Origin of the sequence: Streptomyces sp. NPDC048424 (assembly GCF_040651555.1) — a bacterium.
Classification (GTDB): Bacteria; Actinomycetota; Actinomycetes; order Streptomycetales; family Streptomycetaceae; genus Streptomyces.
On the sequence record NZ_JBEZKE010000004.1, the window covers coordinates 33,967 to 57,112 of the forward strand.

Below are 23,146 nucleotides of genomic sequence, written 5' to 3' on the forward strand. Positions count from 1 at the left end.
GCGCCCCGGCAACGGGCGCCTCCTAGGTTCCTCCACGCGTGCGACCCCGCGCTCGACCGGGTGCGGGGGCCTTCCTCCCACAGGAGTGACCGTGGAACGTCGTACCTTCCTGCGCGGCGCCGTCATCGGCTCGTCGGCCGCCGCCTTCGGCGGCACGTTGATGCACGGGGCCGCCTACGCGGCGCCCGCCCAGCCCGGCGCCGGACCCTACGGGGCGCTCGGCGCGGCGGACGCCAACGGCATCATGCTCCCCAGCGGCTTCACCAGCCGGGTGATCGCCCGCTCGGGCCAGACCGTCGGCGGCACCTCGTACACCTGGCACAGCGCTCCCGACGGCGGCGCGTGTTTCGCCGACGGCTCGGGCTGGATCTACGTGTCCAACTCGGAGATCAACCCCTCCGGCGGGGCGAGCGCGGTGAAGTTCAACTCCTCCGGCAGCGTCACCGGCGCCTACCGGATCCTCTCCGGCACGCGGCAGAACTGCGCGGGCGGCAAGACCCCGTGGAACACCTGGCTGTCCTGCGAGGAGGTCGACCGCGGCTTCGTCTACGAGACCGACCCGTACGGCGTGAACGCGTCCGTGCAGCGTCCCGCGATGGGCCGCTTCAAGCACGAGGCGGCCGCCGCCGACCCGGTGCGCCAGGTGATCTACCTGACCGAGGACGAGACGAGCGGCTGCTTCTACCGGTTCATCCCGACCACCTGGGGCAACCTCTCCTCCGGCACCCTCCAGGTCCTCAAGGCCGGCACCGCCACCTCGGGCTCCTTCACCTGGGCCAACGTCCCCGACCCGGACGGCTCCCCGACCGCGACCCGCAGCCAGGTGTCCGGCTCGAAGAAGTTCAACGGCGGCGAAGGCTGCCACTACGCCAACGACACGGTCTGGTTCACCACCAAGGGCGACAACCGCGTCTGGCAGCTCAACCTCACCAACAACACGTACGAACTGGCCTACGACGACTCCCTCGTCCCCGGCGGCGCGGCCCCGCTGACGGGCGTCGACAACGTCACCGGTTCCTCGTTCGGCGACCTGTACGTCGCCGAGGACGGCGGCAACATGGAGATCTGTGTGATCACCCCGGACGACGTGGTGGCCCCCTTCCTGCGGATCACCGGCCAGTCCTCCTCGGAGATCACCGGCCCGGCCTTCTCCCCGGCCGGCAACCGCCTCTACTTCTCCAGCCAGCGCGGCACCACCGGCAGCTCCTCCGCCGGCATCACCTACGAGGTCACGGGCCCGTTCCGCCTCTAGCCTCGCCGCACCATCCGGCCCGGCCGCGCCATCCAGCCGGCCGCACCATCCAGCCCCGCCGGCGTTTGAGGCGCGGGGTCCGGGGCGGAGCCCCGCTCTCTCAGCCCCGCCGGCGTTTGAGGCGCGGGGGCTCGGGGGCAGCGCCCCCGCAACGGACCGGCACCCGCACAACCGGCCGCACCCCGACGGGTTCACCCCACCGAGGTGCGGCCACCGTCATGAGGCGACGGCCCCGCCCTTCAGCAGGGCGGCCCCGAGCGGCGTCACGGTATGCAGCACCGCGTTCCCCCGCCGCAACGTGGTCACCAGCCCCGCCTCCCGCATCACGCACGCGTGCTGACTCGCGGACGCCAGCGAGACCCCGGCCCGGCGGGCCAGCTCACTGGTGGTCGCCCCGTCCCCTATGGCCCGCAGCACCACCGACCGCGTGTGCCCCACCAGCTTGCCCAGGGTGCGCTGGCGCTGCTCCTCCACGGGCCGCGCCGCCTCACCCCCCGCCGGCGCCGAGGCCAACTGCGCCGCCGCCGGGTAGACCAGCACCGGCGGCAGCTCCGGATCGTGCAGGGTCACCGCGGTGCGCCGACAGAAGAAGGACGGCTGGAGCAGCAGCCCGCGCCCCCGCAGCCGTACGTCCCGGTCCACCGGGTAGTCGCACTCCAGGACCGGCGCCCGCCAGCGCAGCATCGGCGGCAGCGAGTCCAGCAGCTCGTCCGCGCCCCCGTCCAGCAGGGCCCGGCCGCGCGCGGCCCGCTCGGCCTCTATCTGGGCCTGGATGTGCGTCCAGTACGGCTCCACGGCGGCCCGGTGGTACGCGCGGAGCTCGCCCATGAGCCGCGGCAGCTGCTTGTCACCGCTGTCCATGAACTCCCGGAGCCGCGGCGTCATCGGCGCACCGGCGCCCAGCAGCTGCAGCTCGCGCCGCATGCGCTCGGGACGGATCCCGCGCAGCGCGTCGAGGCCCACGTCCCACCCGTACTGCCCCTCCACGGGGGTCAGGAAATCGGGGAAATAACCACGACTCGGTATGAGCATACCGAGCGTGCGTGTTTCACTATTCAACCTGCTCCGGGTTTCCGTACGCCATTCACCGAACAACCGGGCATCGCGCCGGTCTCTTAAGCGGTGAAAGCTGAGAATCGTTTCCCACAACGCATCGGGACGCCCTGCCATCCGTACGCGTGCCAGGTCCACTCCAGTGAAATGGATACGCAGCACCGAACCCCCACCTGTGCAACCGCAATCCCCCCGCCCCATGAGTATGCATGCCGTCACACGTTGTCACCACGCCCTTTCGGCCACAGTTGAAACCCCTTTCGGCAGGGGCGTGACAACCGAAATCCTGTACTCCGCCGGGCACACTCCGATGCGACCGAAACGCTCCGTGAAGGCCGTGGGGGGCTTTGCGGGGCCTGGCGGTCGGTCGCACCGGGAAGCGCCGACGTGCCCGGCAGAATGACAGCGGCGGTGGACGGGTGGGGATCCGTCCACCGCCTGCTGGCGTAAAGATTTGTTGAACAACGGAAATAGGCGCGCCCGCCACCGGGCAGTCAGGGAACCCGGGGGCAGGCGCGGTCTATGGGAGCCCTTGGCAGGGCCCGGGGGGGGTCAGCGGCTGTCGCTGCCCTTCGCCTCGGCGGCCGCACGACCGGCCTCCAGGCGCGCCACCGGAATCCGGAAGGGCGAGCAGGAGACGTAGTCGAGGCCGACCTCGTGGAAGAAGTGGACGGACTCGGGGTCGCCGCCGTGCTCGCCGCAGACGCCGAGCTTGAGGTCGGGGCGGGTGGCCCGGCCGGCCTGGACCGCGCTGCGGACCAGTGCGCCGACGCCGTCCTTGTCGATGGTCTCGAAGGGCGAGACCCCGAAGATGCCCTTCTCCAGGTACGCGGTGAAGAAGCTGGCCTCGACGTCGTCGCGGGAGAAGCCCCACACCGTCTGGGTCAGGTCGTTCGTACCGAAGGAGAAGAACTGCGCGGCCTCGGCGATCTGGGCGGCGGTCAGCGCGGCGCGCGGCAGCTCGATCATGGTGCCGATGGACAGCTTGAGGCTGGTGCCGGTGGCGGCCTCGACCTCGGCGATGACCTGGTCGGCCTCCTCGCGGACGATCTCCAGCTCCTGGACGGTGCCCACGAGCGGGACCATGATCTCGGCGCGCGGGTCGCCCTTGGCGTTCTTGCGCTCGGCCGCGGCCTCGGCGATCGCCCGGACCTGCATCTTGAACAGACCGGGGATGACCAGGCCGAGGCGGACGCCGCGCAGACCCAGCATCGGGTTCTGCTCGTGCAGCTTGTGCACGGCCTGGAGCAGGCGCAGGTCGTTCTCGTTGGCGTCCTGGCGGGACTCGGCGAGGGCGACGCGCACCGACAGCTCGGTGATGTCGGGCAGGAACTCGTGCAGCGGCGGGTCGAGCAGGCGGACGGTGACGGGCAGGCCGTCCATCGCCTCGAACAGCTCGACGAAGTCCTTCTTCTGTAGCGGCAGAAGGGCACTGAGTGCCTCGTCGCGCTCGCTGTCGGTGTCCGCGAGGATCAGTCGCTCCACCAGTTCGCGGCGCTCGCCGAGGAACATGTGCTCGGTGCGGCACAGGCCGATGCCCTGGGCGCCGAAGCGGCGGGCGCGCAGCGCGTCCTCGGCGTTGTCGGCGTTGGCGCGCACCCGCAGGCGGCGGACGCGGTCCGCGTAGGCCATGATCCGGTGCACGGCGGCGACGAGCTCGTCGGCGTCGTCGGCGCCGGCGTGCATGCGGCCCTCGAAGTACTCGACGACCGGGGAGGGTACGACGGGTACCTCACCCAGGTACACCTTGCCGGTGGAGCCGTCGATGGAGACGACGTCGCCCTCTTCGATGACCGTCTCGCCGACCGTCATGCGGCGGCGCTTGGTGTCGACGTCGAGCTCCTCGGCGCCGCAGACACAGGTCTTGCCCATGCCGCGGGCGACGACGGCGGCGTGCGAGGTCTTGCCGCCGCGCGAGGTCAGGATGCCCTCGGAGGCGATCATGCCGTCCAGGTCGTCCGGGTTGGTCTCGCGGCGGATCAGGATGACCTTCTCGCCCGAGCGGGACCACTTGACGGCCGTGTAGGAGTCGAAGACGGCCTTGCCGACGGCCGCGCCCGGGGAGGCGGCGATGCCGCGGCCGAGCAGGGTGGTCTTGGCGCCCTCGTCGAAGCGCGGGAACATCAGCTGCGCCAGCTGGTGGCCGGTGACGCGCTGGAGGGCCTCGGCCTCGTCGATCAGGCCCTGGTCCACGAGCTGGGTGGCGATGCGGAACGCGGCGCCGGCGGTGCGCTTGCCGACACGGGTCTGGAGCATCCACAGCTGGCCGCGCTCGATGGTGAACTCGATGTCGCAGAGATCCTTGTAGTGGTTCTCCAGCGTCGTCATGATCGTCATGAGCTGGTCGTACGAGGCCTTGTCGATGGCCTCCAGGTCCGCGAGCGGGACGGTGTTGCGGATGCCCGCGACGACGTCCTCGCCCTGGGCGTTCTGGAGGTAGTCGCCGTAGACGCCCGCGTGGCCGCTGGCGGGGTCGCGGGTGAAGGCGACGCCGGTGCCGGAGTCGGGGCCCAGGTTGCCGAAGACCATGGAGCAGATGTTGACCGCGGTGCCCAGGTCGCTCGGGATGCGCTCCTGGCGGCGGTAGAGCTTGGCGCGGTCGGTGTTCCACGAGTTGAAGACGGCCTCGACGGCGAGGTCCATCTGCTCGCGGGCGTCCTGCGGGAACTCGCGGCCGGCTTCCTTCGCCACGATCTTCTTGAAGTGCTTGACCAGCTTCTTCAGGTCGGCGGCGTCGAGGTCGGTGTCGACGGTGACCTTCTTGGCGGCCTTGGCCTCGTCGAGGGCGTCCTCGAAGAGCTCGCCCTCGACGCCGAGGACGGTCTTGCCGAACATCTGGATGAGGCGGCGGTACGAGTCCCACGCGAAGCGCTCGTCACCGGCCTGGGAGGCAAGGCCGGTCACGGACTCGTCGGAGAGACCGATGTTCAGGACGGTGTCCATCATGCCGGGCATCGAGAACTTGGCGCCGGAGCGGACGGAGACCAGCAGCGGGTCGTCCGACTGTCCGAGCTTCTTGCCCATCTTCGCCTCGAGGGCCGCAAGGTGGGCGCTGACCTCTTCGCGCAGCGCGGCCGGGGCCGTGCCGCTCTCGAGGTAGACCTTGCAGGCCTCGGTGGTGATGGTGAAGCCGGGAGGGACCGGCAGACCCAGGTTGGTCATCTCGGCGAGGTTGGCTCCCTTGCCGCCGAGAAGGTCCTTGAGGTCGCGGTTGCCCTCGGTGAAGTCGTAGACGAACTTCTGATCTTTGTTTTCCGACACGGGTCTCGACTCCTCGAGGCTCGGTGGCTGCCCTGACGGCCAGGAACATACCCAGATCGAAGGCTTCTGGGTACGTCCACTTGGTCGTCATGCGGCTGTAACCACCCGTGCGCCAGCAGATCGAAAGTAACTCATGGGTAATCAGAAAGTACGAAGAGCGTTCACCTCTCGAACGAGGAGGGTGCTTCTGAGGCGTAATCACGCTCGGATGAGCGATCATCGATCCATTTGCGTTCAAGAGTTGAACGCACAAAGGGTGGCACCCAGTGCCACCCTTTGAAAGTCTTACCCGTGACTTCAGTGCTCATCTGAGCGAAACCCTTCCCATGCGTGGCGTATATCACGCGCCACGGAGGGCGATTTGTCAGCCTCCGGAGGTGTCCAGTTCAGCGTCCTCGCTCACACCCGCGCAGTCGTACGGGTCCTTCAGCCAGCCGTCCGGCAGGACAACTCGGTTGTTTCCGGACGTCCGACCGCGCGGGCCGTCCGCACTCTCGGGCCATGCCTGGTCCAGGTCCAGCTCGCTCAGATGAGCGTCCAGCTCGGCCAGGGAAGAGGTGACCGCGAGCCTCTTGCGCATCTCGGACCCCACCGAGAAGCCCTTCAGGTACCAGGCCACGTGCTTACGGAAGTCGATCACCCCGCGCGCCTCGTCGCCGATCCACTCCCCCAGCAGCTGTGCGTGCCGGTGCATGGTGGCCGCGACCTCGCGCAGCGTCGGCTTGTGGAAGTCCTCCGGGCGGCCCTCGAAGGCCGCCACCAGGTCGTTGAACAGCCACGGCCGCCCCAGGCAGCCCCGGCCCACGACCACGCCGTCGCAGCCGGTCTCGCGGACCATGCGCAGGGCGTCCTCGGCGCACCAGATGTCGCCGTTGCCGAGCACGGGAATCTCCGGCACGTGCTCCTTGAGCCGCGCGATGGCGTCCCAGTCGGCGGTGCCGCCGTAGTGCTGGGCCGTGGTCCGTCCGTGCAGGGCTATCGCGGTGACCCCCTCCTCGACGGCGATCCGGCCGGCGTCGAGGTAGGTGAGGTGGTCGTCGTTGATGCCCTTGCGCATCTTCATGGTGACCGGCAGGTCGCCGGCGCCCGCGACGGCCTCGCGGAGGATCGCGCGGAGCAGGTTGCGCTTGTACGGGAGGGCCGAGCCGCCACCCTTGCGGGTGACCTTGGGGACCGGGCAGCCGAAGTTGAGGTCGATGTGGTCGGCGCGGTCCTCTTCGACGATCATCCGGACGGCCTTGCCGACCGTCGCCGGGTCGACCCCGTACAGCTGAATCGAGCGAGGCTTCTCGGTCTCGTCGAAGTGGATCAGCTGCATGGTCTTCTCGTTGCGCTCGACCAGGGCGCGGGTCGTGATCATCTCGCTCACGAACAGCCCCTTGCCGCCCGAGAACTCCCGGCAGAGGGTACGGAACGGGGCATTGGTGATGCCGGCCATGGGCGCGAGCACCACCGGGGGCTGCACGGTGTGCGGGCCGATCGCGAGGGGCGGAGGGAGCGTGGTCATCCGCCCATTGTCCCGCATGCCGAGGGGGTGTGGCAGACGTAGCATCGGCGGCATGATCGAGCCGAGTCCCCGGCAGCGCATGCTCGTCCTGGCGATCTGCTGCATGAGCCTGCTGATCGTCAGCCTCGACAACACCGTGCTCAACGTCGCGCTGCCGTCGATGCGCCGAGAACTCGACGCCTCGGTCGCGGGGCTGCAGTGGACCATCGACGCGTACACCCTGGTCCTGGCCTCGCTGCTGATGCTCGCGGGCTCCACGGCCGACCGGATCGGCCGCCGCAAGGTGTTCGTCGCCGGCCTGCTGGCCTTCGGCCTGGGCTCCCTGCTGTGCTCGCTCGCCCCCAGCCTCGACTGGCTCATCGTCTTCCGGATGGTGCAGGCGATCGGCGGCGCGATGCTCAACCCGGTGGCGATGTCGATCATCACCAACACCTTCACCGATCCGGCCGAGCGGGCCCGGGCCATCGGCGTGTGGGGCGCGGTCGGGGGCGTCTCCATGGCCGCCGGGCCCCTGATCGGCGGGGTGCTGGTGGACTCCGTGGGCTGGCGCTCGATCTTCCTGATCAACCTGCCGATCGGTCTGGCCGCGCTCGTGCTGACCCTGCGCCACATCCCCGAGTCCCGGGCGGCCCGGCCGCGGCGTCCGGACCCGGTGGGCCAGGTGCTGGTCATCGCCCTGCTCGGCAGTCTGACGTACGGGATCATCGAGGCCCCGGCCGCCGGCTGGCGCTCGCCGCTGATCATGGGGTGCGCGGTGGTGGCCGTGGCCTCGCTCGTGGGGCTGCTGGTCTACGAGCCCCGGCGCGAGGAGCCGCTGATCGACCTCCGGTTCTTCCGGAGCGCGCCCTTCAGCGGGTCGACCGTGATCGCGATCAGCGCCTTCGCCGGTCTGGCCGGCTTCCTCTTCCTGAACACGCTGTACCTCCAGGACGTACGGGGGCTCAGCGCCCTGCACGCCGGGCTCTACATGCTGCCGATGGCGGCCCTGACCGTCCTGTTCGCGCCGCTGGCGGGGCGGCTCGTGGGCAGCCGGGGGCCGCGGATCTGCCTGCTGATCGCGGGCGTGGCGATGGCGTCGAGCGGGCTGCTGTTCGCCCTGTTCGAGGCCGAGACCTCCAACCCGCTCCTGTTCACCGGGTACGTGCTGTTCGGGCTCGGCTTCGGCATGGTGAACGCGCCGATCACCAATACGGCGGTGTCCGGGATGCCGCGCTCCCAGGCGGGCGTCGCGGCCGCCATCGCCTCCACCAGCCGCCAGACCGGCGGCACGCTGGGCGTGGCGGTCATCGGCTCGGTCCTGGCGGCGGGGCTGGCCGGCGGCTCCGACTTCTCCGGGGCGGCCCAGCCGGCCTGGTGGATCATCACGCTGTGCGGACTGGCGGTGCTGGTCGTGGGTGCGGTGACGAGCGGCAGCTGGGCCCGCGCGACGGCGGAGCGCACGGCCCGCACCCTGGAGGAGCCCGTCAGTCCGTCCGCGACGGCGGGTTCGCCGCGCGCCTGACCGCGAGCCCGGCCGGGCGCCTGACCGGGCGCCTGGCCGGGCGCCTGACCGGGCGCTTGGCCTTGGCCGGGCGGCCGGCCCGCACGGCGCCTATTCGTCGCAGTCGAAGTCCTCGGCCGAGGTGTTGACCCGGCCGAGGAGGCCGCGCAGGAGTTCGCACTCCTGCTCAGACAATCCCGCGAACATGCCGCCTTCGACCTCGTCGAGGGCGGCGTTCGTCTTGCGCAGGGCGGCCTCCCCGGCGGCGGTGATGGCCACGTTGTGACGGCGCCGGTCGGCCGGGTCGCGGCGGCGTTCGGCCAGGCCGTCGCCCTCCAGGTCGTTCAGGATCCCGACGAGCACGCTCGGGTCCACCTCCAGCCGCTCGGCGAGCGCCCGCTGGCTGATGGGGCCGCCCTCCAGGTGCATCAGCGTCATCGCGTGCCGCGGGGTGAGCCCGGCGGCGCTGAGCGCCCTCTTCATCCGGGTCTGGGTGACCGCTCCGTGCCAGGCGAGCAGCAGGCCCAGCCGCTGCGGGGGGTGCGGTCCGTCCTGATCTGCCGTCATGGTCCACATCGTAGCAATCGAGAAATGATTGCGTTGGAGATATCGTTGATGCTATTCAATGATTCGACACGATCGACCATTGGAGACCCTCATGTTCATCGCCTACGCCGTCGTCGGCGGCCTGCTCGCCCTCGTCCTCGCCGCCTCCGCCACCTTCACCCTCCAGCGCAACGACCAGATCGTGGCGAGCATGCAGAAGGTCCAGGTCCCGGACGCGTGGCTGCCGCGGCTGGCCACCCTCAAGGCCGCCGGGGCGATCGGCCTGGTCGCCGGCCTGTGGGTGACGCCGCTCGGCGTGGCCGCCGCCATCGGCGTGACCCTCTACTTCATCGGCGCGGTCATCAGCCACCTGCGCGTCAAGGACTACGACCTCGCACCGGCTGCCGTTCTCGCCGTGGTCGCGGCGGCGGCCCTGGCCCTGCGGATCCTCGCCTGACACGGACGAGTGACAGATGTTGAAATCTGTCATCCGTCATGCCATTCTCGTTCCATGACGAAGAACGAGAACACTCAGACGACCACCCAGACGACCACGCGGACGACCACCCTCGGCAGCACCGGCCCCTCCGTCTTCCCGCTGGGGCTGGGCTGCATGGGGATGTCCGCCCTCTACGGCGAGGCCGACCGAGCCGAGTCCCTCGCGACCATCCACGCCGCCCTGGACGCGGGCATCACGCTGCTCGACACCGGCGACTTCTACGGCATGGGCCACAACGAGCTGCTGATCAACGAAGCCCTGCGCACGGCGCCCGCCGCAGCCCGCGAGCAGGCGCTGACCAGCGTGAAGTTCGGCGCGCTGCGCACCGTCGAGGGCGGTTTCACCGGCTATGACGGGCGGCCCGCGGCCGTCAAGAACTTCCTGGCCTACTCGCTCCAGCGGCTCGGCCGGGACCACATCGACATCTACCGGATCGCCCGCGTGGACCCGGACGTGCCGATCGAGGAGACGGTCGGGGCCATCGCCGAGGCGGTCCAGGCCGGGCACGTGCGCCACATCGGCCTGTCCGAGGTCGGCGCGGACACCATGCGCCGGGCCGCCGCCGTGGCCCCGATCTCCGACCTCCAGATCGAGTACTCGCTGATCTCCCGCGGCATCGAGGAGGAGATCCTGCCGACCGCCCGTGAGCTCGGGATCGCGATCACGGCGTACGGAGTGCTGTCCCGCGGACTGATCAGCGGCCACTTCACCCGCGACCGCTCGCTGGCCCCGGGCGACTTCCGCGGCATGAGCCCCCGCTTCCAGGGCGACAACCTCGACCGGAACCTCGACCTGGTCGAGGCCCTGCGCAAGGTCGCCGAGGACAAGGGGGTCAGTGTGGCCCAGACCGCGATCGCCTGGGTGCTCGCACAGGGCCCCCGGCAGGGCGTGGACCTCGTACCGCTGGTGGGCGCCCGGCGCCGGGACCGGCTCGCCGAGGCACTGGGTGCCATGGACATCACGTTCAGCGCCGCGGACCTGGCGGCCATCGAGGAGGCCGTGCCCGCCGGCGCGGCGGCCGGCGAGAGGTACCCGCAGGCCCAGATGGCCCACCTCGACAGCGAGCACTGAGCTGACGGTACGGTCGTACCCATGTCCCCCGCTGCCGCCGAGCCCCTGACCCCCGAGCGCATCCTCGAGACCACCGAGGAGGTGCTGCGCCGCTTCGGCCCCACCAAGGCGACCGTGGTGGACGTGGCGCGCGCCCTCGGCGTCAGCCACGGCAGTGTGTACCGGCACTTCCCGTCCAAGGCGGCGCTGCGCGAGGCCGTCACGGACCGCTGGCTCGCCAAGAGCGTGGTCATGCTGGAGGAGATCACCTCGGCACCCACCGGGAGCGCCCCCACCAAGCTGGAGGCGTGGCTCGGGGCCCTCTTCGAGGCCAAGCGCCACAAGGCGGGTGCGGATCCGGAGCTGTTCGCGACCTACACCGTGCTGCTCGCCGAGAACAGCGGCGTGGTGGACGCGCATCTGGCCGAGCTGATCGACCAGCTGGCCCGGATCATCGCGGAGGGCGTCGCCGCCGGGACGCTCGCCGCCGAGGACGTGCCGGGCGCCGCCCGGGCGGTCTTCGACGCCACCGGCCGCTTCCACGACCCGCAGTACGCGGCCGACTGGCTCTCACCCACGATCTTCACGGAGTTCGAGGCGGTCACCACGCTGGTCATCCGGGGTCTGCGCGCCTGACCCGGGCCGGCGGGGCCTGTCCGGAACCTGTCGGTCCGCAGAACTTGATGATCATTTTGGGCACGCTCGTCTTGTCCATGTCACCCCCGCGTCTCTACGGTCCCCCTACCGCACTTCATCAGGCTCGTTCCAGGGGGAACCTTGTCCACCCAAGTAGCACGACCCGCGCCTCCCGCCCGCTCGGGGGCCGCGACCGCCATCGGCTGGATCCTGACCATCGGCCTCAACGTGATCGCGCCGATCATCACGTACAACACGCTCGTGGACGACCACGGCTGGAGCGAGTTCTCGGCGCTGCTCCTCAGCAGCGCCTGGCCCGTGCTCGACAGCGTCATCAGCGTGGCCTGGCACCGCAAGCTCGACGAATTCGCCGTGGTCACCCTGGTGTTCATAGTGATCACGGCCGGGGTCACACTCGTCGGTGACCCCTCGGCGCGGGCGCTGCTGGTCAAGGACTCCGCCGTGACCGGGCTGTTCGGGCTGCTCTGCCTGTCCACCCTGCTGGCGAAGCGCCCGCTGATGTTCTACTTCGGCCGCAAGTTCGCCACCGACGGCACTCCCGAGAGCACGGCCTGGTGGAACGGCCTGTGGCAGTACGAGGGCTTCCGGACCACCCTGACCCGGATGACCCTGGTCTGGGGCGTCGCCTACGTCATCGAGGCCGTCGTCCGCGTGATCCTGGCGTACACGCTGAGCACCAAGACCATGGTGACCCTCAGCCCGATCATGATCTACGCGGTGCTCGGCGCGCTGGGTGTGTGGACCGCCATGTACGGCAAGCGCTCCCAGGCGGAGGGCGAGCGCCGCGCCGCCGAGGCCGCCGAAGCCGAGGCGGCGGCCGGGGCGACCGAGGCCGCCGGGGGCTCCACGGCCTGACCCGTCGCGGAAGACGAAAGACCGGTGGCCCGGTGCGCTTCCCGCGCACCGGGCCACCGGTCTTCGTGCGTCCTGACCTAGCAGCCGAGCAGACGGCTGCCGAGGTAGCTCTGGATCTGGTCCAGGGAGACGCGCTCCTGCTTCATGGTGTCGCGCTCGCGCACGGTCACCGCGTTGTCGTCCAGGGTGTCGAAGTCGACGGTGACGCAGAACGGCGTACCGATCTCGTCCTGGCGGCGGTAGCGGCGGCCGATGGCGCCCGCGTCGTCGAACTCGATGTTCCAGAACTTGCGCAGGTCCGCGGCGAGGCCCTTGGCCTTCGGCGACAGCTGCGCGTTGCGGGACAGCGGCAGGACGGCGACCTTGATCGGGGCCAGGCGCGGGTCGAGGCGCATCACGGTGCGCTTCTCCATGACGCCCTTGGCGTTCGGGGCCTCGTCCTCGACGTACGCGTCGAGCATGAAGGCGAGCATGGCGCGGTTGACACCGGCCGCCGGCTCGATGACGTACGGGGTGTACTTCTCCTTGGTCTCCTGGTCGAAGTACACGAGGTCCTGACCGGAGGCGGCGGAGTGGGCCTTGAGGTCGAAGTCGGTGCGGTTGGCCACGCCTTCGAGCTCGGAGAACTCGTTGCCACCGAAGTTGAAGCGGTACTCGATGTCAGCGGTGCGCTTCGAGTAGTGGGACAGCTTCTCCTTCGGGTGCTCGTACCAGCGGATGTTCTCCTCGCGGATGCCGAGGTCGCGGTACCAGTTCCACCGCTCGGCCATCCAGTACTCCTGCCACTGCTCGTCCTCGCCCGGCTTGACGAAGAACTCCATCTCCATCTGCTCGAACTCGCGCGTGCGGAAGATGAAGTTGCCGGGGGTGATCTCGTTGCGGAAGGACTTGCCCATCTGCGCGATGCCGAACGGGGGCTTCTTGCGCGAGGTGGTCTGCACGGTGGCGAAGTTGGTGAAGATGCCCTGGGCGGTCTCCGGGCGCAGGTACGCCTTGGAGCCGGTGTCCTGGGTCGGGCCGAGGTGCGTCTCCAGCATGCCGGAGAACTGCTTGGGCTCGGTGAACTGGCCCTTCACGCCACAGTGGGGGCAGTTGATGTCGGCGAGGCCGTTGGCGGGCAGGCGGCCGTGCTTGGCCTCGTACGCCTCTTCAAGGTGGTCCGCGCGGTGGCGCTTGTGACAGGCGGTGCACTCGGTCAGCGGGTCCGAGAAGGTCGCGACGTGGCCGGAGGCCACCCAGACCTCGGGGGCCAGGATCACGGACGAGTCGATGCCGACGATGTCCTCACGTCCGGTGACCATCGCCTTCCACCACTGGCGCTTGATGTTCTCCTTGAGCTCGACACCCAGCGGGCCGTAATCCCAGGCGGCCTTGGAGCCGCCGTAGATCTCACTGCACGGGAAAACGAAGCCACGGCGCTTGCTCAGGCTGACGATGGTGTCGATCTTGTCGGCGGCCACGGTGCTCTCTTCATTACGAGGACGAACGGCGAAGTCTTTAGGTTACCGGCGCCCGCACCCCCCCTTTCAAATCGGATCCCCTTCTACGGCCGCCCGCCCGGCCTCCCCACCAGGGTTTTTGACAATCGTTTCCATTTTTGATGAAAATGGATGTCATGAACGTACGACGCCTCATACCCACCGCCGTCCTCGCCGGAGCCGTCGCCCTCGGCGCCACGGCCCTCACCGCCTGCTCCGGAGGCGCTGCCACCGGCAGCAAGGACGGCAAGCTCGGCGTGACGGCGTCGTTCTACCCGATGCAGTTCCTCGCCGAGCAGATCGGCAAGGACCACGTGAAGGTCGACGGCCTGACCAAGCCGGGCGTCGAACCGCACGACCTGGAGATCACCCCGCGGCAGACCGCGCAGCTCGGCGAGGCCGACGTGGTCCTCTACCTCAAGAGCCTGCAGCCCGCCGTCGACAAGGCCGTCGCCCAGTCCGGCGTGAAGAACGTCGTCGACGCCGCGACCCTCACCAAGCTGGAGGCCCACGCCTCCTCCGGCCACGACCACGGCGCCGAGGAGGGCCACGCCGAGGGCGAGGGCCACGACCACAGCCACGGCGAGGCCGGCACCGACCCCCACGTCTGGCTCGACCCCGCCAAGTACGCGGAGATCGCCAAGGGCGTCGGCGCCGCCCTGGAGAAGGCCGACCCCGCCCACGCGGCGGACTACCGGAAGAACACCGACGAGCTGGTCGGCCAACTGACCGCCCTGGACACGGAGTTCAAGGACGGCCTGAAGAACACGGCCTCCAGGACCTTCATCACCACCCACTCCGCCTTCGGCTACCTCGCCGAGCGCTACGGCCTGGACCAGGAGGGCATCTCCGGCGTCGACCCCGAGTCCGAGCCGAGCCCGGCCCGGATGAAGGAGCTCCAGGAGGTCGCGAAGAAGGACAATGTCTCCACCGTGTTCTTCGAGACCCTGGCCAGCGACAAGACCGCCAAGGTCCTCGCGGCGGACACCGGACTGAAGACCGACGTCCTCGACCCGCTCGAGGGAATCAGCGACAAGTCCCAGGGCGCTGACTACTTCGAGGTCATGCGGTCCAACCTGAAGAACCTCCAGAAGGCACTCGGTAGCAAGTAATGGCAGCAGCAACGGAGGCGCGAGCCATGCAGTCCACGCCCCGCCCGGCGGACGACCAGCCCGTCATATCCCTGCGCGGGGCCACGGCCTCGCTCGGCTCGCGCCCCGTGCTGCGCGGGATCGACCTCACCGTCCACCGCGGGGAGGTCGTCGCCCTGCTCGGCGCCAACGGCTCCGGCAAGTCCACGGCCGTCCGCGCCGTGGTCGGCCAGGTCCCGCTGACCGACGGCTCGCTCAGCCTCTTCGGCACGGAGTTCAAGCGCTTCCGCGACTGGTCGCGCATCGGGTACGTCCCGCAGCGCACCACCGCCGCCGGCGGGGTCCCCGCCACCGTCCGCGAGGTCGTCTCCTCCGGCCGGCTCGCCCGCACCCGCTTCGGACTCCTGCGCAAGGCCGACCGGGCCGCCATAGAGCACGCCCTGGCCCTGGTCGGCATGGACGGGCACGCCGACGTCTCGGTGGACGCCCTCTCCGGCGGCCAGCACCAGCGCGTCCTCATAGCCCGGGCGCTCGCCGTCGAACCCGAACTGCTGATCATGGACGAGCCGATGGCGGGCGTGGACCTCGCCAACCAGGAGGTCCTGGCGAGCGCCCTGCGCGCGCAGGTCGCCGCCGGCTCCACCGTCCTGCTGGTCCTGCACGAGCTGGGCCCGCTGGAGCCCCTGATCGACCGCGCCGTCGTCCTGCGCGACGGCTGCGTCGTACACGACGGCCCGCCCCCGGAGGCCGTGGGCCAGCACGCCCTGCCCGGCCACGACCACGTACACCCCCACGCGGCGCACGACGCCGAGCCCCTGCGGACGGGACTGCTGAGCTGATGGACATCCTCGATTACGCCTTCATGCAGCGCGCGCTGATCGCGGCCGCCCTGGTCGGCATCACGGCCCCCGCCATCGGCACGTACCTCGTCCAGCGCCGCCAGGCACTCATGGGCGACGGCCTCGGCCACGTCGCCATGACCGGCGTCGCCCTCGGCCTGGTGCTGCACACCAGCCCGGTCTGGATGGCCACCCTCGTCTCCGTCCTCGGCGCCGTCGGCATGGAGCTGATCCGCGCCCGCGGCAGGACCAGCGGGGACGTCGCCCTCGCCATGCTCTTCTACGGCGGCCTCGCCGGCGGCGTCATGATCATCAACCTCGGGGGCGGCCAGACGGCCAGCCTCCTGGGCTCCATGTTCGGCTCGATCACCACGGTCGCCACCGAGGACGTGACCGCGATGGCGATCCTCGCCGCGTTCGTCCTCGTCGTCGCCATCGGCCTGCGCCGGCAGCTCTTCGCCGTCTGCCAGGACGAGGAGTTCGCCCGCGTCACCGGCCTGCCCGTGCGCGCGCTGAACCTGCTGATCGCGGTCACCGCGGCGGTCACCGTCACCGTCGCCATGCGCATCGTCGGCCTGCTGCTGGTCAGCGCGATGCTGGTGATCCCGGTCGCGGCCGCCCAGCGGCTCACCCGCAGCTTCGCCACCACGCTGGGCCTGGCCATGGCCATCAGCGTGACCGTCTCCCTGACCGGCACGGCGGCCACCTACTACATGGACGTGCCCTCGGGCGCGACGATCGTCCTGCTGGCCATCGGCGTCTTCATGGTGCTGACGGCCCTGTCCGCGCCCCTGGCCCGGCGGCGGGCCAAGGCGTCCCGCGTGGCCGAAGAGGTGTGCACGCGGGACGACGTAAAGGTCTAGAGGCCTCGGCCGCCTGGCACAATGGCGGCAGGCCGATACGAGGAGGAACCGGTGGCGACTGCGCCTGGCGAGATGAATACCGCGCCAGTACGAGGGCGATCCACCCGGCAGCGGGCGGCCGTGGCGGCGGCCCTGGACGAGGTGGACGAGTTCCGCAGCGCCCAGGAACTCCACGACATGCTCAAGCACCGTGGCGATTCCGTGGGCCTGACCACCGTCTACCGCACCCTCCAGTCGCTCGCGGACGCCGGTGAGGTCGACGTCCTGCGCACCAGCGACGGCGAGTCCGTCTACCGCCGCTGCTCCACCGGCGATCACCACCACCACCTGGTCTGCCGCAAGTGCGGCAAGGCGGTCGAAGTGGAGGGCCCGGCCGTGGAGAAGTGGGCGGAATCCATCGCGGCCGAGCACGGCTACGTGAACGTGGCCCACACGGTGGAGATCTTCGGCACCTGCGCCGACTGCGCGGCGACCGCTACCTAGGCCCTGTCCGGGCGATCTTCCGGATCCGGCCTAGAGCCTGCGCAGGTTCCGGTCGAGGATCGCCCGCAGGCGGTCGATGTCGGCGGGCTCCTGGGCTCCCCGCTTCGGCAGCGCCGCGAGGCAGCTCGCGCGCGGGCCCCCGACCAGGACGAAGAGATCCGGCGTCTCCACGTACTCCGTGAAGAGCTGCCAGTCGTACGTGTAGGACATGGTCTCGCCCGTGGTCGCGGTGCCCCGCTCGTCGATCACCGTGCGGCACTCCCCGTACGGGGTCGTCACCCCGTGGAGCCGGCGGGCCATGCCGCGCCGGCTCCGTACCCCACCGATGAGCCCGGCGCCCAGGCCCAGCACCGCGCTGACCACGATGACGGCCGGCAGGAGTCCGCGGAGCAGGCCGAACATCGTCACGAGGCCCGTCGTCAGCAGCGGGATCAGGGCCATCTCCGCCCGGCCCGCCCCCGTCTTCCGGGCGCGGGCCCGTACGGCCTGCCGGAAGTCCTCGATCGTCAGCCGGTACCCGAATACGGCCTGCTCCACCTGCTGCGCCTGCTCCCCGCTCATGTTCATGACACGGGAGCGTAGACGACGCTCAGGCCGATCCCTCGGCCTGGTTCGGGACGGCGCCGCCGAAGCGGCGGTCGCGCTGCGCGTACTCCAGGCAGGCCGCCCAGAGGTTGCGGCGGTCGAAGTCCGGCCACAGCACGTCCTGGAAGACCATCTCGGCGTACGCGCTCTGCCAGAGCAGGTAGTTGGAGGTGCGCTGCTCCCCGCTCGGGCGCAGGAACAGGTCCACGTCCGGCATGTCCGGGTAGTACATGTACTTCGCGAAGGTCTTCTCGTTGACCTTCGACGGGTCCAGCCTGCCGGCCGCCACGTCGCGGGCGATCGCCTGCGCCGCGTCCGCGATCTCGGCGCGGCCGCCGTAGTTCACGCAGAAGTACAGGGTCATCGCGTCGTTGTCGACGGTCTGCTCCTGGGCGACCTGGAGCTCCTGGACGACCGACTTCCACATCTTCGGCATGCGGCCGACCCAGCGGATGCGGATGCCCAGCTCGTTCATCTCGTCGCGGCGGCGCCGGATGACGTCACGGTTGAAGTTCATCAGGAAGCGGACCTCGTCGGGCGAGCGCTTCCAGTTCTCCGTCGAGAAGGCGTACAGCGAGAGGTTCTTGACGCCCATCTCCAGGCAGCCCTTGAGCACGTCGAGCACGACGCCCTCGCCGACCTTGTGGCCCTCGGTGCGCGGCAGACCGCGCTCCTTGGCCCAGCGGCCGTTGCCGTCCATGACGACCGCGACGTGGTTCGGGACCAGCTCGCCGGGGATCTTCGGCGGGACCGCGCCGGACGGGTGCGGCTCGGGAACCTTGTACTCGCGGCGAGAGCGCCCCAGAATCCCGCGTCGTGCCATGTGCCCAGCTCCTATTTCTCGACGTATCGCAGGGAGCGTAGCCCGCGCTCCAGATGCCAGTGCAAATAGGCGGAGACCAGCCCGCTGCCCTCCCGCACGTGACGCGCCTCGCACGCGTCGGCATGCCCCCAGTCGCCCGTCAGCAGGGCGCTGAGCAGGGCGATGGCCTCAGACGAGGGTACGACGCTGCCGGGCACCCGGCAGTCCCCGCATATCACTCCGCCCGCGCCGACGGAGAAGTGCCGGTTGGGGCCGTGGATCCCGCACTTCGCGCAGTCGTCGAAGCTGGGCGCGTAGCCGTTGACGGCGAGGGAGCGCAGCAGGAAGGCGTCGAGGATGAGGTTCGGTTCGTGTTCGCCGCGCGAGAGCGTGCGCAGGGCGCCGACGAGCAGCAGGTACTGCTGGACGGAGGGCTCGCCCTCGTTCTCGGTGAACCGCTCGGCGGTCTCCAGCATGGCGGTGCCGGCGGTGTAGCGGGCGTAGTCGGTGACGATGCCGTTGCCGTACGGGGCGATGATCTGGGTCTGGGTGCAGAGCGGCAGGCTGCGGCCGATCAGTTCGCTGCCGCGGGCGAAGAACTGCACGTCGGCGTGGGAGAAAGGTTCCAGCCCGGCGCCGAACTTGGACTTCGTACGCCGGACCCCGCGGGCGACGGCCCGCACGCGGCCGTGGCCCCGGGTCAGCAGCGTGATGATGCGGTCCGCCTCACCCAGCTTCTGGGTGCGCAGCACGATGCCGTCGTCGCGGAACAGACTCATGCGCCCATTGTCGCCTGTGCGGGTACCGGCTCGGGGACAGCGGTGGCCCCTCGCCCGGACCTGGGGTCCGGACGAGGGGCCACCACCCCTTGGGAGGATCAGCCGGCGGAGGACGTCTCCGCGTCGTCCGCCTTCTCGGCGCCGGCCGGGGCGGCCACCGGCTGGGCGGGCAGCTCGGCCTTGGCGGCGTCGGGGGCGGGGGCGTCGTCCGGGGCGGGGGCGGGGGCGGCGTCGGCGGCGGGAGTGCCGGGGGTGTCGTGGGCGCCGTCCTTGGCCAGGCCGTTGAAGACCAGGTTGAGGACGATGGCGGCCGTGGCACCGAGGGTGACACCGCTGTTGAGGAGCGAGGACAGGTCCGCGTCCATGTGCTTGGTGAAGAAGACCGGGACGGTCGCGGGGAGCAGGGCGAAGGCGAGGGAGACGCCGACGATCAGCGCGTTCTTCTCCTCCTTGAGGTCCACCTTGGCCAGGGTCTGGATGCCGGCCAGGGCGACCATGGCGAACATGACGGTCGCGGCGCCGCCGAGGACTCCGTGCGGGACGGCGGCGACGATCGCGGCGGCCTTGGGCAGCAGTCCCAGGACGATCATGAATACACCGGCCGCGACGACCACGAACCGGCTCTTCACCTTCGTCATCCGCACCAGGCCGACGTTCTCGGCGAAGGCGACGTACGGGAAGGAGTTGAGGACACCGCCGAGGGCGGTCGCGGCGCCGTCGGCGCGCAGGGCGCGGGCCACGGTCTCGCTGTCGACTTCCTTGCCCACGATGTCGCCGACGGCGTAGGTGTCGCCGGTCGTCTCGACCATGGTGATCAGCATGACGATGAGCATCAGGACGATCGGGAACCACTCGAACTTCGGGACCCCGAAGTGGAACGGGGTGCTGACACCGACCCAGTCGGAATTGCTCACGTCGCCGAACTTCGCGTCCCCGAGGAGGAAGGCGACGGTGGTGCCGACGACCAGGCCCAGCAGGATCGAGATGCTGGAAAGGAACGGCTTGCCGAGCTTCATCAGGACGAGGATGAAGAGCATCGTGCCGCCGGCGTAGGCGAAGTTCTTCGGGTCACCGAAGTCGGGGCTGCCGAGGCCGCCGGCCGCGTCGTTGAGACCGACCGGGATCAGGACGATGCCCAGCACCGTGATCACCGTGCCGGTGACGACCGGCGGGAACAGCCGCATGACCGCCCGGAACGCCTTGGCCGGCAGCCAGGCGAAGGCGAAGGTCGCGATGCCGGCGGTGATGACCGCGCCGTAGATGACGAGCAGGGCGGCGGTTCCACCGCCCGCGCCGAGGCCGATGGCGATCATCGGGGACACGGCGGTGAAGGTCACGCCCTGGATCAGCGGCAGTCGCGCACCGATCCGGCCGATGCCCCAGGCCTGGATGATCGACGCGATACCGCAGGTGAAGAGGTCCGCGTTGATCAGGTAGACCAGCTGTTCAGGGCTCAGCTTCAGCGCGTTGCCGACGATGATCGGGACGATCACCGCACCGGCGTAGAAGGCGAGTACGTGCTGGAAGCCGTACAGCGCGAGCTTGGGGAGGGGGAGCACCTCGTCGACCGGGTGCGTGCTCCGCTCTCCGTTTTCGGAAAGCCGGGCGGCGACACGTGCCATCTCTGCCTTGCCCTTCAAAAGGTAGGTAACTGAGAGGAATCTCTGGTTATCCCTGGCCGGAGTGGGTCGCTATCCCGTTTTCCGCCAGGGTTGTCAGTGCGTTCACGTGAATCGAAGCCCGCCTGTGTTACCGGCCGCGTCTCCCCGTGTGACCGGAATTGAACGCCTGTGGGGACGCTCACAGATATCGTCGACTTCTACAAAGTGTTGAGGCTTGGCGATCTTCGCTTTGGAGGGTTCTCCCATGGCGCACCGCCCGCCCGCGGAGTAAGGGAAGATTCCGCCCGGATGCCCACCCCTGCTGCGCGACTGCGAATACCACCCGCGGCGACCAGCCCGCGCAGGGTTCACTTCATTCCGTGGCGCAAACCTGAGGGCATGATTCCGGCCACCCGATGGGGTGATCCACCGACTCCGGAGGGTGCGACTCCACCCATTGCACGGACGCCGTCGGAACGCGGTTCACGCGCGCGAGGCCGGATCGTTACCTGAATTCGCCGCAGTTCGTACGCATTCCGGTATGACTTGCACGTTTTCCGGGACATGCGCCCGCCGCGAGAGGAGAAGGGGTCAATTCCGGAGCGCCCCCGACACGATCCCGGCCACCGCCGAGGCCGCCGCGGCCCGCGCGGAGCCGACGCCCCGGGAGGCGTGGAAGCCGGCCGGGGCGTGGACGGGACCGGTGCCCGCGCAGCCGCCCAGGCCCCGGCCGAAGTGGAGAAGGCCCGCTACGGAGCACGCACCGCCGACAGCAGGCGCGCCACCTCGTCCGCGTCGATGCGCAGCGCCGCGCCGACGGTGGCGAGCACCTCGCGCTCGGCCGGGATGTACGGGCCGTCCGCGAGCGCGATACGGGCACCCTGCAGCAGGATCGACTCGCGGCCCGGGCCCGCCAGGTGCGGGGCCAGCGGCTCCAGGGCCTCGTGGAGCTCTATCGACAGCGCGGCCCCGCAGCACTCCGGGACGTCGTACAGCCCGAGCCGGCCCTCGTCGGTGGAGAGCGCCTCCACGAGGGACTCCAGCTGTTCCTCCGTGCAGTCCGGGAAGCCCGCGGCCCGTACGGCGCCCACCGCGGCCTCCAGCGCGCTGCGCGAGGCCGTCCCGCCCGCGGTCAGCACGGCCAGCGCGACGGTGTGCACGGCGTCGCGCAGCAGCGCCGTGAAGCGGGTGGTGGTGAGGTGGTCCAGGACGTCGGTGTCGAAGCGGGCGCGGCAGCCCTGGCACTCGACGACGGGCCCTTCCTGGCCGCGCGGCAGCACCGGCACCCCGACGACGGTGAACCGGCGTCGCCCGGTGCGCCTGCGGTAGTTGCGGTCTCCACCGCAGGCCGGGCAGAAGAACTCCCCGTCGCCCACGGTGCTCCAGGTGGTACGGATGCCCCAGACCGTCAGCTTCCGGCCGTCCCCACCCCGAACTGGCAGCACGTCGCACCTCCGTAACTCCACCGTCGCCCTGCGGGCACGGGAAGGACCCCCACGGCAGCATCGCCGGGTTGGCGTGATGTTAGCCACATCGGTGAGGATGCGTCAGTCGTGTGACAAGACAACATGTGCCCGGGCGCGCACTTGGCCGAACTGCGCCCCCACGTCCGCCCCTGCCCTCCCCGTGCTCCCGCCGCGCTCCCCCTAAGGTCGGCCGCATGGAAGAGAAGTCCTGTCTGGTGACCGGCGCCGCGAGCGGGATCGGCCGGGCCACCGCACTGCTGCTGGCCCGCTCGGGAGCCCGGGTCACCGCGGCCGATATCAATGGCCCCGGGGTGGAGTCCCTGCGTACGGAACTGGCCGCCGAGGGGTTCGAGGTCACCGCGGTCACCGGTGACGTCGCCGATCCCGAGGCCAACCGCGCGATGGTCGCCGCCGCCGTCGGGGCGTACGGGCGCCTCGACGTGGCCGTGGCGAACGCCGGTGTGCTCCCTCTTTCGGACGTACGGGAGACCAGCCCGGAGGACTGGGACCACGTCATGGCGGTCGACGGCCGGGGGATGTTCCTGACCTGCAAGTACGCCATCGAGGCGATGACGGCACAGCCGCGGCCCGGTGGGGCGCTGGTCTGCGTGTCCTCGATCTCGGGGGTGGCCGGCCAGGCGCGCCAGGCGGCGTACGGGCCGGCGAAGTTCGTCGCGTCGGGGCTGACCAAGCACCTCGCGGTGGAGTGGGCCGCGCGCGGGATCCGGGTCAACGCGGTGGCACCGGGCACCATCCGTACGGAGCGGGTGATCGCGCTGAAGGACGAGCCGGGCGGGCCGGAGTACCTGGAGGAGATCGCCGGGGCGCACCCGATGGGCCGGCTCGGCGAGCCGGAGGAGGTGGCCCGGGTCATCGCCTTCCTCGCCTCCGACGCGGCTTCGTTCGTGACGGGCGTGGTGCTCCCGGTGGACGGCGGCTACCTGGCCCGCTGAGGCCGGGAACGACGCGGCCCCGCCCCTCCGGGAGGAGGGACGGGGC

General features: G+C 70.3%; 21 protein-coding genes. 11 read left to right on the forward strand and 10 right to left on the reverse strand.

The genetic code is table 11. The annotated features are described in order from the left end of the window. The first annotated feature begins 91 nt into the window (after nucleotides 1-91). Nucleotides 92-1,252, forward strand: a complete 1,161-nt coding sequence (locus AB0D29_RS07010; RefSeq protein WP_362852547.1) for an alkaline phosphatase PhoX — start codon at nucleotides 92-94, stop codon at nucleotides 1,250-1,252. 216 nt (nucleotides 1,253-1,468) lie between these two features. Here AB0D29_RS07010 and AB0D29_RS07015 read toward each other — a convergent pair whose 3' ends face one another. From AB0D29_RS07015 to dusB, 3 genes are all read right to left on the reverse strand, one after another. Then, a complete protein-coding gene (locus AB0D29_RS07015; RefSeq protein WP_362811823.1) occupies nucleotides 1,469-2,467 on the reverse strand; it encodes a winged helix-turn-helix domain-containing protein in 999 nt (332 codons plus the stop codon). Nucleotides 2,468-2,857: 390 nt separating this feature from the next. Further along, a complete protein-coding gene (gene ppdK, locus AB0D29_RS07020) occupies nucleotides 2,858-5,566 on the reverse strand; it encodes a pyruvate, phosphate dikinase (RefSeq protein WP_362852548.1) in 2,709 nt (902 codons plus the stop codon). A gap of 364 nt (nucleotides 5,567-5,930) precedes the next feature. Then, on the reverse strand, nucleotides 5,931-7,073 hold the full coding sequence (gene dusB, locus AB0D29_RS07025) for a tRNA dihydrouridine synthase DusB (RefSeq protein ID WP_361761303.1): 1,143 nt from the start codon (nucleotides 7,071-7,073) through the stop codon (nucleotides 5,931-5,933). 52 nt (nucleotides 7,074-7,125) lie between these two features. On the opposite strand from dusB, the gene AB0D29_RS07030 reads away from it, so the two are divergent. Beyond that, nucleotides 7,126-8,574 carry an MFS transporter gene (locus AB0D29_RS07030; RefSeq protein ID WP_362852549.1) on the forward strand — a complete coding sequence of 483 codons (1,449 nt, stop codon included), beginning with the start codon at nucleotides 7,126-7,128 and terminating at the stop codon, nucleotides 8,572-8,574. A gap of 90 nt (nucleotides 8,575-8,664) precedes the next feature. Here the strand turns inward: AB0D29_RS07030 and AB0D29_RS07035 are convergent, their stop codons facing one another. After that, nucleotides 8,665-9,120, reverse strand: a complete 456-nt coding sequence (locus AB0D29_RS07035) for a MarR family winged helix-turn-helix transcriptional regulator (RefSeq protein WP_362852550.1) — start codon at nucleotides 9,118-9,120, stop codon at nucleotides 8,665-8,667. 79 nt (nucleotides 9,121-9,199) lie between these two features. Here AB0D29_RS07035 and AB0D29_RS07040 point away from each other — a divergent pair, with 79 nt between their 5' ends. From AB0D29_RS07040 to AB0D29_RS07055, 4 genes are all read left to right on the forward strand, one after another. Beyond that, a complete protein-coding gene (locus AB0D29_RS07040) occupies nucleotides 9,200-9,556 on the forward strand; it encodes a DoxX family protein (protein ID WP_362852551.1) in 357 nt (118 codons plus the stop codon). A gap of 54 nt (nucleotides 9,557-9,610) precedes the next feature. After that, nucleotides 9,611-10,669 (forward strand): aldo/keto reductase, encoded by a 1,059-nt coding sequence (locus tag AB0D29_RS07045; protein ID WP_362852552.1) that lies wholly within the window; start codon nucleotides 9,611-9,613, stop codon nucleotides 10,667-10,669. 21 nt (nucleotides 10,670-10,690) lie between these two features. After that, nucleotides 10,691-11,284, forward strand: a complete 594-nt coding sequence (locus tag AB0D29_RS07050) for a TetR family transcriptional regulator (protein ID WP_362852553.1) — start codon at nucleotides 10,691-10,693, stop codon at nucleotides 11,282-11,284. A gap of 141 nt (nucleotides 11,285-11,425) precedes the next feature. Beyond that, the gene (locus AB0D29_RS07055) at nucleotides 11,426-12,160 is read left to right on the forward strand and encodes a VC0807 family protein (RefSeq protein ID WP_362852554.1); all 735 of its coding nucleotides are present in this window, start codon (nucleotides 11,426-11,428) and stop codon (nucleotides 12,158-12,160) included. Between the two features lie 77 nt (nucleotides 12,161-12,237). Here the strand turns inward: AB0D29_RS07055 and AB0D29_RS07060 are convergent, their stop codons facing one another. Continuing rightward, entirely contained in the window at nucleotides 12,238-13,620 is a 1,383-nt protein-coding gene (locus AB0D29_RS07060; protein ID WP_362852555.1) for a glycine--tRNA ligase, read from the reverse strand. Nucleotides 13,621-13,775: 155 nt separating this feature from the next. Here AB0D29_RS07060 and AB0D29_RS07065 point away from each other — a divergent pair, with 155 nt between their 5' ends. From AB0D29_RS07065 to AB0D29_RS07080, 4 genes are read left to right on the forward strand one after another with little or no spacing between them, the layout of a single operon-like run. After that, nucleotides 13,776-14,750 (forward strand): metal ABC transporter substrate-binding protein, encoded by a 975-nt coding sequence (locus tag AB0D29_RS07065; protein ID WP_362852556.1) that lies wholly within the window; start codon nucleotides 13,776-13,778, stop codon nucleotides 14,748-14,750. A 26-nt stretch (nucleotides 14,751-14,776) separates the two neighbouring features. Then, nucleotides 14,777-15,568, forward strand: a complete 792-nt coding sequence (locus AB0D29_RS07070) for a metal ABC transporter ATP-binding protein (RefSeq protein ID WP_362852557.1) — start codon at nucleotides 14,777-14,779, stop codon at nucleotides 15,566-15,568. After that, nucleotides 15,568-16,431, forward strand: coding sequence for a metal ABC transporter permease (locus tag AB0D29_RS07075; protein WP_362852558.1), 864 nt, complete (start codon nucleotides 15,568-15,570; stop codon nucleotides 16,429-16,431). The genes AB0D29_RS07070 and AB0D29_RS07075 overlap by 1 nt, the downstream gene beginning before the upstream one ends. A 51-nt stretch (nucleotides 16,432-16,482) precedes the next feature. Further along, nucleotides 16,483-16,914 (forward strand): transcriptional repressor, encoded by a 432-nt coding sequence (locus AB0D29_RS07080; RefSeq protein WP_362852559.1) that lies wholly within the window; start codon nucleotides 16,483-16,485, stop codon nucleotides 16,912-16,914. 30 nt (nucleotides 16,915-16,944) lie between these two features. On the opposite strand, the gene AB0D29_RS07085 is transcribed toward AB0D29_RS07080, so the two are convergent. The 5 genes from AB0D29_RS07085 to AB0D29_RS07105 all read right to left on the reverse strand — a co-directional run bounded on the left by AB0D29_RS07085 (nucleotide 16,945) and on the right by AB0D29_RS07105 (nucleotide 22,126). Continuing rightward, a complete protein-coding gene (locus AB0D29_RS07085) occupies nucleotides 16,945-17,481 on the reverse strand; it encodes a YcxB family protein (RefSeq protein ID WP_362852560.1) in 537 nt (178 codons plus the stop codon). Nucleotides 17,482-17,503: 22 nt separating this feature from the next. Continuing rightward, a complete protein-coding gene (locus AB0D29_RS07090) occupies nucleotides 17,504-18,322 on the reverse strand; it encodes an isoprenyl transferase (protein WP_314244869.1) in 819 nt (272 codons plus the stop codon). A gap of 11 nt (nucleotides 18,323-18,333) precedes the next feature. Then, nucleotides 18,334-19,080, reverse strand: coding sequence for a DNA repair protein RecO (recO, locus tag AB0D29_RS07095; protein ID WP_319723794.1), 747 nt, complete (start codon nucleotides 19,078-19,080; stop codon nucleotides 18,334-18,336). 98 nt (nucleotides 19,081-19,178) lie between these two features. Further along, the gene (locus tag AB0D29_RS07100) at nucleotides 19,179-20,702 is read right to left on the reverse strand and encodes a nucleobase:cation symporter-2 family protein (RefSeq protein ID WP_362852561.1); all 1,524 of its coding nucleotides are present in this window, start codon (nucleotides 20,700-20,702) and stop codon (nucleotides 19,179-19,181) included. A gap of 728 nt (nucleotides 20,703-21,430) precedes the next feature. Continuing rightward, the gene (locus tag AB0D29_RS07105; RefSeq protein WP_362852562.1) at nucleotides 21,431-22,126 is read right to left on the reverse strand and encodes a TerB family tellurite resistance protein; all 696 of its coding nucleotides are present in this window, start codon (nucleotides 22,124-22,126) and stop codon (nucleotides 21,431-21,433) included. A gap of 215 nt (nucleotides 22,127-22,341) precedes the next feature. Between AB0D29_RS07105 and AB0D29_RS07110 the strand changes: the two genes are divergently transcribed. Continuing rightward, nucleotides 22,342-23,100: an SDR family NAD(P)-dependent oxidoreductase gene (locus AB0D29_RS07110; RefSeq protein ID WP_362852563.1), complete on the forward strand. Its 759-nt coding sequence runs from the start codon at nucleotides 22,342-22,344 to the stop codon at nucleotides 23,098-23,100. Nucleotides 23,101-23,146: the final 46 nt, after the last annotated feature.